We start from the raw sequence: 13,624 nt of genomic DNA on the forward strand, positions 1-13,624 counted from the left end.
ATGCGGCTCGCCCTGGACCAGGCCGGACAAGCCGCCGCCGGTGGTGACGTGCCGGTCGGCGCCGTACTGCTGGGCCCGGACGGTACGAGCGTGCTGGCGGCCGGTCACAACGAGCGCGAGGCCACCGGCGATCCGACCGCGCACGCCGAGGTGCTGGCGATCCGCCGGGGCGCCGCCGCGCTCGGTCAGTGGCGGCTCACCGGCTGCACCCTGGTGGTCACCCTGGAGCCCTGCACGATGTGCGCGGGCGCCCTGGTGCTCGCCCGGGTCGACCGGGTCGTCTACGGCGCCAGGGACGCCAAGGCGGGCGCCGCGGGGTCCCTGTGGGACGTGGTGCGCGACCGCCGGCTCAACCACCGGCCCGAGGTGATCGAGGGCGTGCTCGGCGACGAGTGCGCCCGGCTCCTGACCGACTTCTTCCGCGACCGCTGAGCCCCCGCTTAACGATTTCTGAGCACGCCCCGGGGTGCGGTAGGGTCTCTCTCGGTAGCGTGTCCGAGCGGCCGAAGGAGCTCGCCTCGAAAGCGAGTGTGGCGCAAGTCACCGAGGGTTCAAATCCCTCCGCTACCGCAGGTAGACGAAGGGTCCGACTCGATCGAGTCGGACCCTTCGTGCATCCCCGTCTCAGTTTCCGTCTCAGTTGGCCCGTACGAGCGCCCCGGCGGCGCCGTCGCCATCGTCGTCCGGCCCGGTTCCGGTCGGCTTCCAGATCAGCCCGTCAACCCGTTCCGCCACCTCGTGCCGCACGGTGTCCACCATGTGCTGATAGCGCGCGGCCATGGCGGTGGTGGACCACCCCATGAGCCCCATGACGGCGCGCTCCGACACTCCGAGGATCAGGAGCACCGTGGCGGCGGTGTGGCGGGCGTCGTGCAACCGGCCGTCACGCACCTTGGCGTCTTCGAGTAGTTCCTTCCAGTCGTCGTAGTCCGTACGGGGGGAGGTGCCCCGACCGGTCGGCGTCGCGAACAGCCATCGTTCGTCCGTCCACCCGCCACCGGCCACCGTGCGTTCGGCATCCTGGTTGACCTGATGGACCCGAAGCAGGTCAACGAGCTGGGCGGGCAGACCGACTGCACGGCGTCCAGCCCGTGACTTTGTGTCGGCAGTCTCGGGATTCGTCCGCCGACGCTGCGGGCAGTAGCCCGCTTTCCTGCCGCAAACGTCCCCGCACCCGTGGGCGTAGCGCGGGCGGCGGCGACTCCGCCGGACCATCAGAACCCCGCGGTCCAAGTCCACATCCGCCCATTTGAGGCCCAGCGCTTCCCCCTGCCGCAGACCGAGCGCGAGCGCGACGGCCCAGCGGGCAGAGTTCCGGCGGTGGTCAGCCGCCTGCAAGAGCCGCTGCACCTCTTCCACGGTGTACGGCTCCACCTCTTCCTCCCGGACACGGGGAGCCCTGGCGAGTTGTACGGGGTTCCGTCCGAGGTGGCCACGCCGCACCGCTTCGTTCAGCGCGGTGCGGAAGGTGCGGTGGATCTGATGGATCGTCCCCGCCTTTCGGCCGTCTGCCTGCATCTTCCCGTAGAAGCGCTCGATGTGCTCCGGCCTCAGCTTGTCCAGCCGGTGAGCACCGAGTGCCGGGATCAGGTGCTTCCGGACGGCGACGCCGTAGCCGACCATCGTGTTCTCGTTCACCGCCAGCGGGGCGATGGTCTCGATCCAGTGGGTCAGCCACGTCTTCACCGTCCAGGGCTTGCCCGGCTTGGCGAGCGTCCTGGCCTCGCGTTGCTTCTCCAGCTCACGGACGGCGGCCGTCACTTCGGCGCGGGTCTTGCGCTCGACGTGCCGCCGGTCGGGGCGGCCGTCGTCCCGGGTTCCGACGGTCACGCGGCCGTGCCACTTGCCGTCACTGCCCTGGTAGATGGACGACCGGCCGTTGGGCTGACGGGTGCGCTTGCTCTCGTTGTTCGCTTCGGCCATGCGTGTACTCCTCAGGCAGCGGTGCGGGCGGGGCGGTGGGCGGTACGGAGACGGGTGACGAGTGCAGGTACAGCGTCGGCGGGGACCCTGCGGAGGTGGCCGACGGTGATGGACTCCAGCTCTCCGGAACGGATGAGCCGGTAGCAGACAGTCCGGCCGATCTGGAGTCGGCGGGCGGCCTCTTCGACGGTCAGGAGTACGAGGGTGGGATCGATGGCGGCGGCGAGGTGGGCGGCTTCCATGCAGGTATCTCCCGGGGATGAGGGGAGTTGCTGGGGGCGTGTGTGTCCGAGGTGGGGATTTCTGCGTCACCTGCGTCCCTGCGTCAAATGGGTTACCCTGACCTGCGGTTTTTGGGTGACGCGGTACCTGGGGGTGCGTCACCCCTGCGTCATCGGCTGCGTCACCGATGACGCGGCCGGTGACGCAGGTGACGCAGGATGACGCAGAGGATTCCGTCCGCGTCACCCACTGTTTGCACAGGTCAGCCGGTGTCTTTCGGGCCCCTGGTGACGCGGTGACGCAGAGCTTCCCTACTTAGGACAAAAAGAGGGGGTGTCTGTAGTGGTGGGCGGTTCCTCAAGAGGTGAAGATGGGCCGCTTCGCGGCGCGACTCTCGGGCGGCGCAGAGGCGCCGAACAGCAAGAGGAGCACCCGGGCGCGGGGGAGGCGTGCTCCTCTTGCTTGTCCGTGCGTGGCCGGGGGGCCGGTGGTCAGAACATCGACGGTGGCGGTTCCGGGGCCGGGTTGGCGGTGCGGGTCATTTCGAGGTAGCGCCCCGCTTTGGTGCGACCGGTGTCGATGAGCACCCCGCGGGCGGCGAGGGTGGGTTGAAGGCGCTTGAGGCGGTCTGAGAGGACTTTCCCGGTGGTGGGCCATCCTTTAGGCAGCGCCCGTGGCTCATCGCCGATGTAGAGGCGACTGAGGCAGTGCAGCCATTCGGTGGAGGTCATCCGCTGCGCTTGGCCCGGTCCGATGGTGTCGGCGTGCCGCAGGACGGTCTGCGCTAGCAGGTCGCCCTCGATCACGTCGTCGTTGAGGTCGTCGAGGCTGGCCCGGTAGGCGGTGAGGGCCCCGAGGCCGGTTGCGGCGTCGAGCTGGGCACAGAGGTGGGCGAAGTCGGCCATCCGCAGGTCGGTGGGGGTTTCGGCTTCCATCGCGCGGACCTTGACGGTGAGGTCGAGGAGGGAGCCGAGGACGACGGGGAGGGCTTCGGCGTACTCCGCCCACAGGTCCGCCTCGGTGCGCCGGGCCCTGGGGCGTTCCAGGCGGAGTGGGAGGAGGCGTTCGGCGAGGTCGGGGCGGATGACGCCTACGTCGATGCCGGTGAGGAGGAGGGGACGGCGGTAGCCGACGCGGAACACGTCGCCGTCGGTGAACAGGGCGCGCTTGACGCTCTCGGCTCCGGTGACGATGCAGCACATCGCATCGGACAGGTCGGGGGTCATGTGGGAGAGGTTGTCCAGGGCGGTGACCCATCCGGCGGCCACGGCCGCGATCAGGTTCTCTTCATCCTTGGGGGCGCGGCGCAGGTCGCCAGTCATGCCCTCGATGATCCGCACCAGCATCCGGCCGCCCGTGGACTTCCCTGCGCCCTGGGGGCCGGTGAGGAACGGCGCGGGCACCGGTACGGACGGCCCGAGACAGCCGATCAGCCAGGCGATGGCGAGGCATTCCGTCTCGGCGGTGGCGAAGTTGCACAACCGGAGCAGCAGATCGATGCCCTTGCCGTCCGTGTCCCGGGTGGGGAGGGGGAGTTCGCCGGTGAGCTGGGTGCGCCGCCAGCACACTTCGCGCGGGTCGGGGGTGAGGATGTCCCATCCTGTGGGGTGGATGCGGACGGACTGCCCGTCGTCGCGGCCCAGATCGAGCCAGGTCGCGCCGTCGGAGCCGGGGGCTACGCGGATGTGGACGGGCTGTACGTCCTCGGTCAGCGCGAGAGCCTCGATCAGGTCGAGTGCTTCCTTGAGGGCGGTGCCGTTGAAGACGCCGATGCCGTCCCGGAACATGCCGACCATGAGTTCCTGGCGGTGGCTTCCGGTGGTGCCCTGGGAGCGGATCGGGCGGGCCACGGGGTGGCCGGTGCGCTGGGCGTAGACGGTTCCGTCCACGGTGCGGAAGTACCGGAAATGAGACTGCGCGTAGTCGGTGATGATCTGCCGGGCCGGGGGCTTGTCGTCCTCGGACACGGCGCTCACATCCCCAGGGCGCCGCGGGCGTTGGCCCATGCGTCGGTGCAGTGCCGCAGACTCTCGCCCCGGGCCTGAGCTGCGGTGAACAGCCGTTGCATGTGGGTGTCGGTGAGGCAGCCGCACCGGCCGTGCGTGGACAGCACGGCCAGGAACGCGCGGTACACGGTCGCGTGCACCGCGCTGGGAGCGTCGGCGATCCGCTCCACAGCCATGACGATCCCCCGCTCCAGATAGGCGGGCGTGCGGTGCGGGCACCCGCCCTCAGGGCCCCTCAGGGGCGCTGTGAGGCCCTGAGGGGCGATGCGGGGGGCGGGTGGTTCCTTTACTGCCAGCGCGCGGACAGCGGCAGGGAGAGCGGCGATGGTGCCCGTGCCGGGCCCGTACCAACGGGTGTACTGCATGTGCGACTTGATGTCGACGCCCGCCCGGACGGCGTTCGCGGACGGCATGACGCCCCGGTACAGCCAGTGCTCGCCGCGGGTGGTGGTCACGGTGCGGGTGGCGGGCAGGCTCTCGCGGGCCCATGCGATGGCGGCGGGGTCGTCCAGGTCGACGACGGTCAGTCCGGCTCCGCCGGGGTGGTAGGCGAGCGCTGCCGCGTGCCGCCACGACGGCTCCCACGCGGTGGAAGCGATGGCGTGCGGGTCGGTGGTGGCGGCGGCCCATCCGTGGCACGGCCGGGGGCAGACGCAGGGGCCGGGAGTCTTCATGCCCGGTCGGCCCCCGCATGCGCTGCTGGCGCAGTCGGCGCAGTTGCCGAACGGGAGCTTGCCACGGCGCAGGGGCAGCACCGGCAGGCCGTCAGCGGCCAGTCGCAGGGCGGTGCGCATCAGGTCGGTCATGCGGCGCCCCGGTCGGTGAGCATGGCCTGACGGTGGGCGGGGATCGCGGCCAGCACACGGGTACGCCATCGCATCGCGTAGGGGAGGCAGTTGGCGCAGTTCTTGTGCGTGTGGCCGGGCATCGGGGGCCGCTTGCGGGCGTGGTAGCTCCAGGCGGCGGAGTCGGCGGAGGCCAGCAGATGCCCTACGCGCTCCAGCCCCAACGTCTTGAAGCCGAAGCCGTGCAGCTTCAGCCCCCGTCCGGCCATGGCGGTGACGATGGCCGCCCCGAGACGGGTGGACTGGAGGCGGCATACGGACCCGAGGCCGACCACAGGTTCGGCCCGCAGGTTGACGCCGTAGCTCTCGTACAGGTCCGCGCACGCGTGGTACTCGGGCACGGTCCGGCCCTGGAGAGTGGGGATGATCCGCAGATCGGGCGCCAGGGACCGCAACTCCAGGAAGTTGCGCACCGTGCGCTGCTGGTGCTCTGCCACGCTCAGGCGGGTCCCGGTGAAGGTGAGGGGGCCCGCGGTGCCGCCGTGGATGATGAGGTCTTCACACATCCAGTCCTGACCGGCGGCCCAGTCGTAGGGGCCGACGTGTTCCCAGATCCGGCGCAGGTCGTCCGCGTACTGACGGGGCGTGCGGGTCCACCGGCCGTGGCGCTGAAGCTCGGTGAAGCCTCCGGAGTCGACCGCGTACCGGCCGCGGGCCGGGTGGAGCCGGGCGGCGGCGGTGAAGTGCTCCGCCTTGAGGAACAGCGGCACGTCGGTGAGCGTGATCCAGTGGCGTTTGTGGGTGGTGAGGTAGAACCGCATCCCCTGCGCGGGAGCTCCCGCGGGAAGGGGTCGCGGATAGGTCGTGGGATCGGTCATGCTGGAGACCTCCAACAGGTCTGATGGGCTGGTTGGTGAGGGCGGCCCCGGTTCTTTGGCGAGATGGCGGGGCCGCCCTTGGTCATGCGGTCAGTGGCGGCGGATCACGACGGCGGTGGCGTCGTCGCGGTATCCGCTGTCGTCGCCCGTGGCGGCGGCCACGAGAGCATTCGCGAGCGCCTGCGGGTCGCCGCCAGCGTGCTGCCGGACAAGGTCTTCCAGGGTCTCGGGGGAGATCTGGCCGTGCATGCCGTCGCTGGTGAGGATGACCAGCGGATCATCGATCATGAGGAGGGGCACGGTCGCGATGGAGCAGCGGCTGAGGGCGGCGCGGGCCATGTCATCGAGGACACGCGCGGCCTGTTCGGTGGGTACGGTCCGGTCGGGTTCGTCGTCCGTGTGGAGGGTGACGGCCGTGCCGCCCCACCGGCGGAGCCAGGTGCCCATGGTCTGGTCGGTGCTGCGCTGCACCAAGGCGCTGCCGGTCCATCCGTAGATCCGTGAGTCCCCGGTCCAAGCGATCGTGGTCGTGCCCGACTCCGATGCGACGGCGGCGACCGCAACCCCGTCCTCGACCTGAACACCGGGCGGGGCGGTGGACATCTCGGCCGCCGCGAGGATGCCCAGCAGCGGCCCCCGGCGCGCGCCGACCCGCGCGATGACCTCAGCAGCAGTGCGGGCGAAGTTGACCACAGCGTGGGTGTTGCCGATGCCGTCGACCAGCGCGGCGGCGGTCATCGGGGTGCCGGGGAGGCGGTGGATGGTGGCGGAGTCGGCGTTGAGGGGGCGGGTGCCCTGTCGGGACGCTATGCCGGTGGTGATCACGCGGTGTCCTCCGGGGTGCTGGTGTGGGGGTTGCGGATGACGATGCACGTGGCGTCGTCGCGGTAGCCGCCCTGGTCGGGGCGGGCGGCGGCGACCAGGGCGGACGCGAGGGTCTGCGGGTCGTCGGCGTGCACCCGCACCAGGGCTTCCAGCACGCCCGGAGGGATCTGGTCGTGCACTCCGTCCGAAGTGAGGATCACCACCGGGTCCATCACTTCGATCTCGCGGGTACTGGCGACGGTGGCGGAGTGCAGGGAGACCCTGACCCAGTCGCCGTAGCGCTTGGTGACGTCGACCGGGGGCCCGTACTGCTCGATCCAGCGGGCCATGGTCTGGTCGGTGGTGTGGAGGGTGAGGCGGGTGCCGTTCCAGCCGTAGGCGCGGCAGTCGCCGACCCATGCGACGCGGGTTCCGGCATCGTCGGCGAGCGCGGCCACGGCCACGGCGTCGGCTTCGTCGCCGTCCGGGCCCTGGTCGGCCACCAGCAGCCCGGCGCTGAGGATGCCGGGCAGAGCGCCCCGGTGGGCGGTGACGCGGGCGGCGGTCTCGGCGAGCAGGGGTGAGGTGGCGGAGGTGTAGGGGCCGTGGCCAATGCCGTCGATGACGGCGGCACCGACCGTGCCGTCCGCGAGCCGGTAGACCGTGCACGCGTCGGCGTTGTCGGCGGCGGTTCCCTCACGGGTGGCGAATCCGGTGCGGATCAAGAGTGCTCCTTGAGTGGGAGGGAGTGTTGGGTCAGTCGCGGGTGGTGTGGGTGGTGCGGGAGACGAGTCCACGGGTGTGGCTGGTGGTGTGCTGCTGGTGGACGGGACCGGTGTAGTGGTGGTGGTGCTCGTCCGGCGCGGCCTCCCCGGCGCGTGCCAGGAGGCGGGCGAGCGCGATGATGGGGACGGCGATGGCGGCGGGGGCGGCGCAGATCATCCCGATCACGGTGGGGTCGGCGTGCCGGGAGGCGACCAGCACGCCGATAGCGACCAGGCCGGGCGGGACGGTGGCGAGCCCGGCGGCGACCATGAGGCGGCCGACGTCGGTGGCGCGCTGGGACATCGGCGGGATGCCCGGCTGTGCCACGGGCGGGGTGCTGCCGTGGGTGGGCAGGGGGCTGAGGTCGCGGTAGGCGGTGGGGGTTTCGGGGGCGGGCCGGTAGGCGGCGGCGATGATCCGCCGGGCTTCGCTGTCGGCTTCGTCGGCGGTCATCGGCCGGTCGGGGCGGGCCGGGGCGGGGGTGGTGTCGGCGGGCATGCGTGGCCTCCTCCGGTGTTCGCGGGTGGGTGGGGGTGGTGTGGGATTCGGGCTGTAGGAGGGGTGCGGCAGGGGCCGGGGAACCCCCCTTTACCGGCCTTACCTTGCAGGTCAGGGGCCTTTACCTGCCCCATGACCGGGGTAAGGGGTCCCCTCTACCCCGGCGGGGGCCGCGCGGGGCGGTCCGGGGCGGGGTGGAGGGCCCCTTCGCGCGGGCGGGGGTAGAGGGGGAGGGCTTTACCTGCCGGTGCTGAGGAGGATCTCGGCGGGGACGGCGGCTTCGATGTCGCGGCGCTGGTAGCCCGCACCGTTCGCGCCGCTGATCTTGACTTGCTTGCTGGTCCGCTTCACCCCGGCGGCTTCCAGTTCGGACGCGAGCCGCTCGGCGGTGAAGTCCCCGTACACGTCCTCGTCCAGGTTGACGAGCCCGGCGAGGAGATCGGGGGTGAACATGCGCGGGGAGTGCCGCATGATCTCCAGCGCATCGGAGACGATCGCGGGGACGGTGAGCCCCGCGGCCTCAGCGGCGGCGGTCACGTCCCCGGACGCGTCCCCGGTGAGCTGGCCGGCCGCCTCGCGCAGGGTGCGGCCCTTGCGGCACAGCGCGGCGAACCCGGTGCCGTCAAGGTAGTCGGCCCGCACGGTCACGAAGCTCGCGGGACCGGTGACCAGCACCCCCACACCCTTGTGGTCCTCGGACAGCACGGAGGCGTCCGCGCCCTGGGCGGCCTTGCCCTTGCCGAGCACCATGTCAGAGCTGGTGCGGTCGACCACCTGCGTCGAGTAGCGGATGGTGATGATCTCCCGCAGCTTGGCGGGCACGGATTCGGCGTCCGGGCGCTGGGAGGCGAAGTTGGAGATGAACCCGGCGGCGGGCCCGCGGCGCGCGATCCGGCACAGGTCGTTGATGACCTGTTCGCGGTCTTCGCGCTCCATCGCGGTGAAGTACTCCTGCAGCTCATCGATCGTCACGAAGATGACCGGCAGGGTGTACTTGACCATGATGTCGGGGGTGAGCTTGCCCTCGGGGCAGACCGAGGGGGGAAGGTCCCGCAGCAGCGCGAACCGCCGTTCCATCTCGCCCAGCAGCTCGCGGAGCATGGCCTTCAGGGCTTCGATCGCGTCGTCCTCGGCTCCCATGACGAGCCGGTGGGCGACGCTCTTCATGGGCATCCAGTCCGCTCCGCCCTTGCCGTCTGCCACGTAGTGGCGCACGTAGGCGTCCAGCAGACCGGCTGCCGTCAGCAGCCTCTGGGAGAACGTCTTCCCGCGCCGGGGCAGACCGCCGAAGAACATCGACTGCCACATGACCGGCACGTCGACCCGGTTGCCGCGGGCGTCCTGCCCGAAAGGGACCGGCTCCCAGATGGAGAACTTCTCCGCCTTCTCCAGCGGCGACGGGTTCGGGGTGCCCAGGTAGGGGTCATCGTCGGCGACCCACATCGAGACCCGACCGGCATTGCCGCCCTTGGCGGCCCGCACGCGGGACATGATCACCTGAATCTCGTCCACGCCGAGTTCCTGCGCGATCACCTCCCGCTTGGCGAGGACATCGGAGGCGGTCTTGCCGCCGCCCCGGGGCATGTCGAAGATCACGGCCCAGCCGCGTCCGTCCCGGACCGGACCCATCGAGCAGTGCACGCGCGGAAGATCCTTGTCGTCCTTGCCGCCGCCGCTTTTGAGGAGGCCAGCGGCACGCAACGCGTCGTTGAGCTGCTGCGCGGACATGTCCACCCGCAGCGGCGGGGCGGCCTGGTCCAGCAGTCGGGTCTCCTTGCCCCGCCCCAGATAGGCGAGCGGACCGACCACCGCAGCACCAATCCCCGCCTGAAGCAGCAGCGGGGCGAGCGCCACTCCGACCGTGGCGGCGGTCACTGCCACGGCGGCGGCACCGAACCGCCAGCGGCGGGTCTGGGTACGGGCGTAGTGCGCGGCCTGCAACCGCGTGGCCAACTCCAGGTCCTCGGGGCGGACCTTGACCTGCGCGCGCAGCGCCTTCACAGCGGCGCTGTGATCCTGCGCGGACAGGGTGGGCCACAGACCGGCCGTGGCCCGGTAGAAGCCGCGCGCAGCGAGCAGTACGGCTTTGACCAGGTACTTCGGGCTTCGCAGACCGTGATAGCGGGTGTGCCACCAGGTGAGCCGCCCCAGCGCGGTCACGTTCGCGGCCACGGACGCACGCGAGCGGGCCCACGCGGGCAGCAGCGGCCCGTCCGGCACGGTCAGCCAGTCGGCCAACGGGTTGTCGATCCGGTCGACAGCCTCCACAACCGGCTGATCACCGGACTCGGGCGGGACGGAGACGAGCGAGAGCACGACCGCCGCATCTGCGGCGGCGGGGGCGGACGGATCGGGGTCGGTGGTCTTGTGCAGGGGAACGACAGTGCCGCTCATGGGCGGGTACTCCAGACTGCCCCCAGACCGGGGCGGAAGTGAAAGGGGCCGGGGGCGGACGCGGGAGGGGCGTCCGGCCCACCGGCTCATGCGGCTAGCGGGATGCAGCCGCGGGAAGGTGCCGACCACCGGTCACCACCAGCGAGAGCGCTTCCCCGGCACGAGGTAGGGGCAGCCGTTGATCATGTGGTCGACGCACTCGGGGCAGTCCTCGCGGGGGCGCAGCTTGCGGTGCACCCGCTTGTCGTAGGCGTGCTGCCAGCACTGCGGGCACTCGCCGGGCGGGGTCTCGGGGACAGCCACGCTCACCACCACCCCGCCGACTTCTTGGCGGCCTTGGCGCGGGCCGCCTCCGTGACGAGCCGCTGACGCTCGACCTGAAGAGCGGTCAGCTCAGCGGTCAGCCGCGTCTCCACGGCCGACCCGATCGTGTCCATGCGGGTCTCGGCGCCGGTGGTGGAGCGGCCCCGGTAGACGCTGCCCGCGCCCCCGGCGATGGCGCGTGCCATGGCGAGGCGCTCACGGCTGGTCAGCGGCCACCACTCCCCCGCCCGCACGGCGTCGAGCTTCTTGGTGGTGTGGCGGATCTCGCGGTCAAGGCGGCGGATATCGGGGTTGCCCATGGTCGACCCCTCCTCGGGGTGGTGTGCCCCGGCGGGCGTTGCTGCCCGCCGGGGCGGATGGGGTTTCAGGTCGAACAGGCCCGGCAGGTCTTCCGCGGGCGTGGTGGCGCGGGCGCGGCGGGCGGCGGCGGTGTGGCAGTCGGGGCACCAGGCGCGCAGCGCACTCGCCGGGAGGCGGGCGGCGGCGACGTCGGAGGCGAGCGGGTCGGCGGGAGCGGCCATCAGCCGGACCCGGCGCCCGTGCTTGCTGGTGCAGCCGTCGTGCTCGTGCGGGCAGCGGCCCTCGCCCCTGGCGTGCGGGTTGCCGCACTCGCCCTGGCGCTGGCAGCGGTGGCCGGCCGCCCGCACGACCGCGGTGAACACGGCGGCGCCGATGATGGGGGCGCTCATGCCGCCACCCCGATCACGGGAGGATCGGTGCGGGCTCCGGTGCGGCCGGCGCGGCGCCCGGCGACCGTGGCGAACAGCCTGCCGAGCCCGGCGCGGCGGGTTCCGGCACGGGCTTGCTTGGCCGCGTACATCGCCTCGTCCGCCCGCCGCAGCAGTGCGGACAGGTCGTCGGCGGGGTGGTCCGCGGCCCGGACCCACCCGAGCGACACCGTGGTGCGCACGGCGGGGTCCTGTCCTTCGACCGGTCGGGCGAGCACCCCGTGGAGGACTGCGAGCAGCTCCCCGGCCATGTCGCGGTCATCGATCAGAACGGCGGCGAACTCATCACCCCCGAGGCGACCGACCACCCCGGACCGGCCTACGTGGTGGGCGAGCCGGGCCGCGGTCGCCTTCAGCAGCATGTCCCCCGCTGCATGCCCGTGGGTGTCGTTGATCTGCTTGAACCGGTCCACGTCGGCCAGCACGACGATCGCGCGGGGGTCCTTCAGCAGGATGGTTGCGCGGCGGGTGAAGCCGTCGCGGGTACGCAGTCCGGTCAGCGGGTCGCGGCGGGCGGCGGTCAGGCGGCGCCTCAGCCACAGCGTGTGGATGGTCCAGCCGGACGCGACCGGAACCGCTGCGGCCAGCATGCTCAGCCAGGTGATCATCACGCCACCCGCTTCCACGCCGCGCGGAGACGGACCTCAGAGGCGGAGTGCCCGTCAGACCGGAACCGGGCGGCCAGCGCGTTGTACGACATCGGCGGGTCGGTGCTGGCCAGCAGCTCCGACACGATCGCGTCGAGCGCGTCATCCGTCAGCGCGGGAGGGCTACCGGGCGGGAGGGCGGGGAGCGGCTCCGCAGGGCCCCACACGGGCAGGTCCCACGCGGGTGTGCCGCCCGCTGTGACGCGGGTCGTCACGCTGGTCAGGGCCGGACCGGTGTCCTTCCCCTGCCGGGCCGACTCCAGCGTCGACCACGCCCCGGCCAGGGTGCGGGCGGTGGTCGCCTGAACGGCCGCGACGCGTGCCCCGGCAGCCGTCACGGCCGTCACCCGGGTCTCCTCCGTCGACGCCTCAGCCCTCAGTCGGGCCCGCGCCACCGCGGCTTCATCGCGGGCCTCTTGCTGGATCTGCCGGATGTCGTCCAGGGCGGCGGGTGTGAGCGCGGTCCGCTCCCACAGCCCGTGCACCAGCCACAGGGCTTTCGCGGCGAGCGGCAGCCACGCCACCGCAAGCCACGCACCCGCGGATTCTTCGGCCGTGAGCGCGTGCGCCACCAGGACCCCGGTAGCGATCAGACCGAAAGACCAGCCGATCCGGGTCACGGGGCGGGAGTGGTCGCCCTGCGCGGCAAGGCGGCGCTCGTAGGCGAGGGTGGCGAGCCATCCGCCATCGATCGCCAGACCCACCACCAGGGCGACCGGCCACGGCATCACAGCACCAAGCCACATCACCACCACAGCGAGCGTGAGCACCATCGACACCGCCGTCATCGCGGCGGCGGGCAGTACGGTCCGGGCGGTCATCGCGCACCGCCCGTCGAGCCGAAAGCGCCGGCCGATCCGGGCGCGTCCGTGAACGCTTTGAGGACGATTTCCGCCCCGGCGAAGTCGGCAGCGGCCCGCAGGACCCGGACGGTGTCCCCGCTCTGCGCGCCGAAGGACACGGCGGCGGGCGGGATCTCCAGAGCCTCACGCCACAACTCGAACGCGGCGAACGCCTGCACGTCGGTCAGGGCCGAGTCGTGCAGGGACAGGGACAGCCGTCCGGGATAGATCCCGCAGAGGTCGACCGCAGGGACGGGCAGGTGCCCGAAGTCGAGGGCGAGCTGCCGCAGCACCCGCACCGGGGCGGACAGGGCATCCAGAGTCACGGTGCCGGTCATCGGGCACCGCCCGACAGCACCGCGGTCGGCGGGGTGTTGGCGAGATCCCGCCGGGCAGCCAGCACCCGGCGGCGAGCCCGCCGAATCCGCCGGGTGTCCACCTCGTTCGGCTTGCGGTCCAGACAGATGGTCTGCGCGGCGATCAGGTCGACGTCCGCCAGGATCAGCGGCATCTCCCGCTCGATCGCGTCCAGCTCAGCCGAAGTCGGCTCGATCCAGTCGGCGAACGCCGTAGCGGCATCCTGACGTGTGACGATGTGGTCCATGGGTCGTGGGTTCCTCTCGAAGGCGGAACGGCCCTAGGCACCCCCGGAGTAGGCGCTCCGGGGGTGCTGCCGTGGTGGGTGTGGGTGGTCAGATGGTGCGGAGAAGGAGCTAGTGCTGTGACCGGATAGGTTCGCCGGGTTGGTGGTCATGGCGGTTGGATGTGGGGTGACGTCCGATCCGATCGCTGGAGGCGCGGTGGCTGA

Annotated in this window: 16 protein-coding genes and 1 tRNA gene; 2 read left to right on the forward strand and 15 right to left on the reverse strand. The window is 71.7% G+C overall.

Going from position 1 to position 13,624, the window contains the following annotated elements:
• Window positions 1–432, forward strand: a complete 432-nt coding sequence (gene tadA / locus AB0D49_RS34115; RefSeq protein ID WP_362765348.1) for a tRNA adenosine(34) deaminase TadA — start codon at window positions 1–3, stop codon at window positions 430–432.
• 53 nt (window positions 433–485) lie between these two features.
• A tRNA-Ser gene (locus AB0D49_RS34120) sits at window positions 486–570 on the forward strand.
• Window positions 571–636: 66 nt separating this feature from the next.
• Here the strand turns inward: AB0D49_RS34120 and AB0D49_RS34125 are convergent.
• The 15 genes from AB0D49_RS34125 to AB0D49_RS34195 form a co-directional block, all read right to left on the reverse strand.
• Entirely contained in the window at window positions 637–1,923 is a 1,287-nt protein-coding gene (locus AB0D49_RS34125; RefSeq protein WP_362765351.1) for a site-specific integrase, read from the reverse strand.
• Window positions 1,924–1,934: 11 nt separating this feature from the next.
• On the reverse strand, window positions 1,935–2,165 hold the full coding sequence (locus AB0D49_RS34130) for an excisionase family DNA-binding protein (protein WP_362765354.1): 231 nt from the start codon (window positions 2,163–2,165) through the stop codon (window positions 1,935–1,937).
• A gap of 471 nt (window positions 2,166–2,636) precedes the next feature.
• Window positions 2,637–4,112: an ATP-binding protein gene (locus AB0D49_RS34135; protein WP_362765399.1), complete on the reverse strand. Its 1,476-nt coding sequence runs from the start codon at window positions 4,110–4,112 to the stop codon at window positions 2,637–2,639.
• A 5-nt stretch (window positions 4,113–4,117) separates the two neighbouring features.
• Entirely contained in the window at window positions 4,118–4,957 is an 840-nt protein-coding gene (locus AB0D49_RS34140) for a bifunctional DNA primase/polymerase (RefSeq protein WP_362765357.1), read from the reverse strand.
• On the reverse strand, window positions 4,954–5,814 hold the full coding sequence (locus tag AB0D49_RS34145) for a hypothetical protein (protein ID WP_362765360.1): 861 nt from the start codon (window positions 5,812–5,814) through the stop codon (window positions 4,954–4,956). Before AB0D49_RS34145 ends, AB0D49_RS34140 begins: the two co-directional genes overlap by 4 nt.
• 90 nt (window positions 5,815–5,904) lie before the next feature.
• Entirely contained in the window at window positions 5,905–6,639 is a 735-nt protein-coding gene (locus AB0D49_RS34150; RefSeq protein WP_362765363.1) for a hypothetical protein, read from the reverse strand.
• On the reverse strand, window positions 6,636–7,343 hold the full coding sequence (locus AB0D49_RS34155; protein ID WP_362765366.1) for a hypothetical protein: 708 nt from the start codon (window positions 7,341–7,343) through the stop codon (window positions 6,636–6,638). Before AB0D49_RS34155 ends, AB0D49_RS34150 begins: the two co-directional genes overlap by 4 nt.
• A gap of 31 nt (window positions 7,344–7,374) precedes the next feature.
• Window positions 7,375–7,881, reverse strand: a complete 507-nt coding sequence (locus AB0D49_RS34160; protein WP_362765369.1) for a hypothetical protein — start codon at window positions 7,879–7,881, stop codon at window positions 7,375–7,377.
• Between the two features lie 237 nt (window positions 7,882–8,118).
• Window positions 8,119–10,275, reverse strand: a complete 2,157-nt coding sequence (locus AB0D49_RS34165; RefSeq protein WP_362765372.1) for a cell division protein FtsK — start codon at window positions 10,273–10,275, stop codon at window positions 8,119–8,121.
• A gap of 132 nt (window positions 10,276–10,407) precedes the next feature.
• Complete coding sequence (locus AB0D49_RS34170) at window positions 10,408–10,584, reverse strand: pRL2-8 (RefSeq protein ID WP_362765375.1); 177 nt, start codon at window positions 10,582–10,584, stop codon at window positions 10,408–10,410.
• Window positions 10,581–10,898 (reverse strand): hypothetical protein, encoded by a 318-nt coding sequence (locus AB0D49_RS34175; protein ID WP_362765402.1) that lies wholly within the window; start codon window positions 10,896–10,898, stop codon window positions 10,581–10,583. The genes AB0D49_RS34170 and AB0D49_RS34175 overlap by 4 nt, the downstream gene beginning before the upstream one ends.
• 386 nt (window positions 10,899–11,284) lie before the next feature.
• The gene (locus AB0D49_RS34180; RefSeq protein WP_362765377.1) at window positions 11,285–11,935 is read right to left on the reverse strand and encodes a GGDEF domain-containing protein; all 651 of its coding nucleotides are present in this window, start codon (window positions 11,933–11,935) and stop codon (window positions 11,285–11,287) included.
• The gene (locus AB0D49_RS34185) at window positions 11,935–12,795 is read right to left on the reverse strand and encodes a protein spdB (RefSeq protein WP_362765380.1); all 861 of its coding nucleotides are present in this window, start codon (window positions 12,793–12,795) and stop codon (window positions 11,935–11,937) included. Before AB0D49_RS34185 ends, AB0D49_RS34180 begins: the two co-directional genes overlap by 1 nt.
• Window positions 12,792–13,142 carry a hypothetical protein gene (locus AB0D49_RS34190; protein ID WP_362765382.1) on the reverse strand — a complete coding sequence of 117 codons (351 nt, stop codon included), beginning with the start codon at window positions 13,140–13,142 and terminating at the stop codon, window positions 12,792–12,794. Before AB0D49_RS34190 ends, AB0D49_RS34185 begins: the two co-directional genes overlap by 4 nt.
• A gap of 8 nt (window positions 13,143–13,150) precedes the next feature.
• Window positions 13,151–13,420: a DUF6284 family protein gene (locus AB0D49_RS34195; protein WP_362765385.1), complete on the reverse strand. Its 270-nt coding sequence runs from the start codon at window positions 13,418–13,420 to the stop codon at window positions 13,151–13,153.
• Between the last annotated feature and the right edge of the window lie 204 nt (window positions 13,421–13,624).

The organism is Streptomyces sp. NPDC048290, from assembly GCF_040652095.1.
Taxonomy (GTDB): domain Bacteria; phylum Actinomycetota; class Actinomycetes; order Streptomycetales; family Streptomycetaceae; genus Streptomyces.

What these genes read in the sequence shown, in the direction of transcription:
- AB0D49_RS34185 (WP_362765380.1), bottom strand. Translation starts at nt 12,795, where the DNA reads ATGACCGCCCGGACCGTACTGCCCGCCGCCGCGATGACGGCGGTGTCG.
- AB0D49_RS34125 (WP_362765351.1), bottom strand. Translation starts at nt 1,923, where the DNA reads ATGGCCGAAGCGAACAACGAGAGCAAGCGCACCCGTCAGCCCAACGGC.
- AB0D49_RS34195 (WP_362765385.1), bottom strand. Translation starts at nt 13,420, where the DNA reads ATGGACCACATCGTCACACGTCAGGATGCCGCTACGGCGTTCGCCGAC.
- tadA (WP_362765348.1), top strand. Translation starts at nt 1, where the DNA reads ATGCGGCTCGCCCTGGACCAGGCCGGACAAGCCGCCGCCGGTGGTGAC.
- AB0D49_RS34145 (WP_362765360.1), bottom strand. Translation starts at nt 5,814, where the DNA reads ATGACCGATCCCACGACCTATCCGCGACCCCTTCCCGCGGGAGCTCCC.
- AB0D49_RS34130 (WP_362765354.1), bottom strand. Translation starts at nt 2,165, where the DNA reads ATGGAAGCCGCCCACCTCGCCGCCGCCATCGATCCCACCCTCGTACTC.
- AB0D49_RS34140 (WP_362765357.1), bottom strand. Translation starts at nt 4,957, where the DNA reads ATGACCGACCTGATGCGCACCGCCCTGCGACTGGCCGCTGACGGCCTG.
- AB0D49_RS34180 (WP_362765377.1), bottom strand. Translation starts at nt 11,935, where the DNA reads ATGATCACCTGGCTGAGCATGCTGGCCGCAGCGGTTCCGGTCGCGTCC.
- AB0D49_RS34160 (WP_362765369.1), bottom strand. Translation starts at nt 7,881, where the DNA reads ATGCCCGCCGACACCACCCCCGCCCCGGCCCGCCCCGACCGGCCGATG.
- AB0D49_RS34165 (WP_362765372.1), bottom strand. Translation starts at nt 10,275, where the DNA reads ATGAGCGGCACTGTCGTTCCCCTGCACAAGACCACCGACCCCGATCCG.
- AB0D49_RS34175 (WP_362765402.1), bottom strand. Translation starts at nt 10,898, where the DNA reads ATGGGCAACCCCGATATCCGCCGCCTTGACCGCGAGATCCGCCACACC.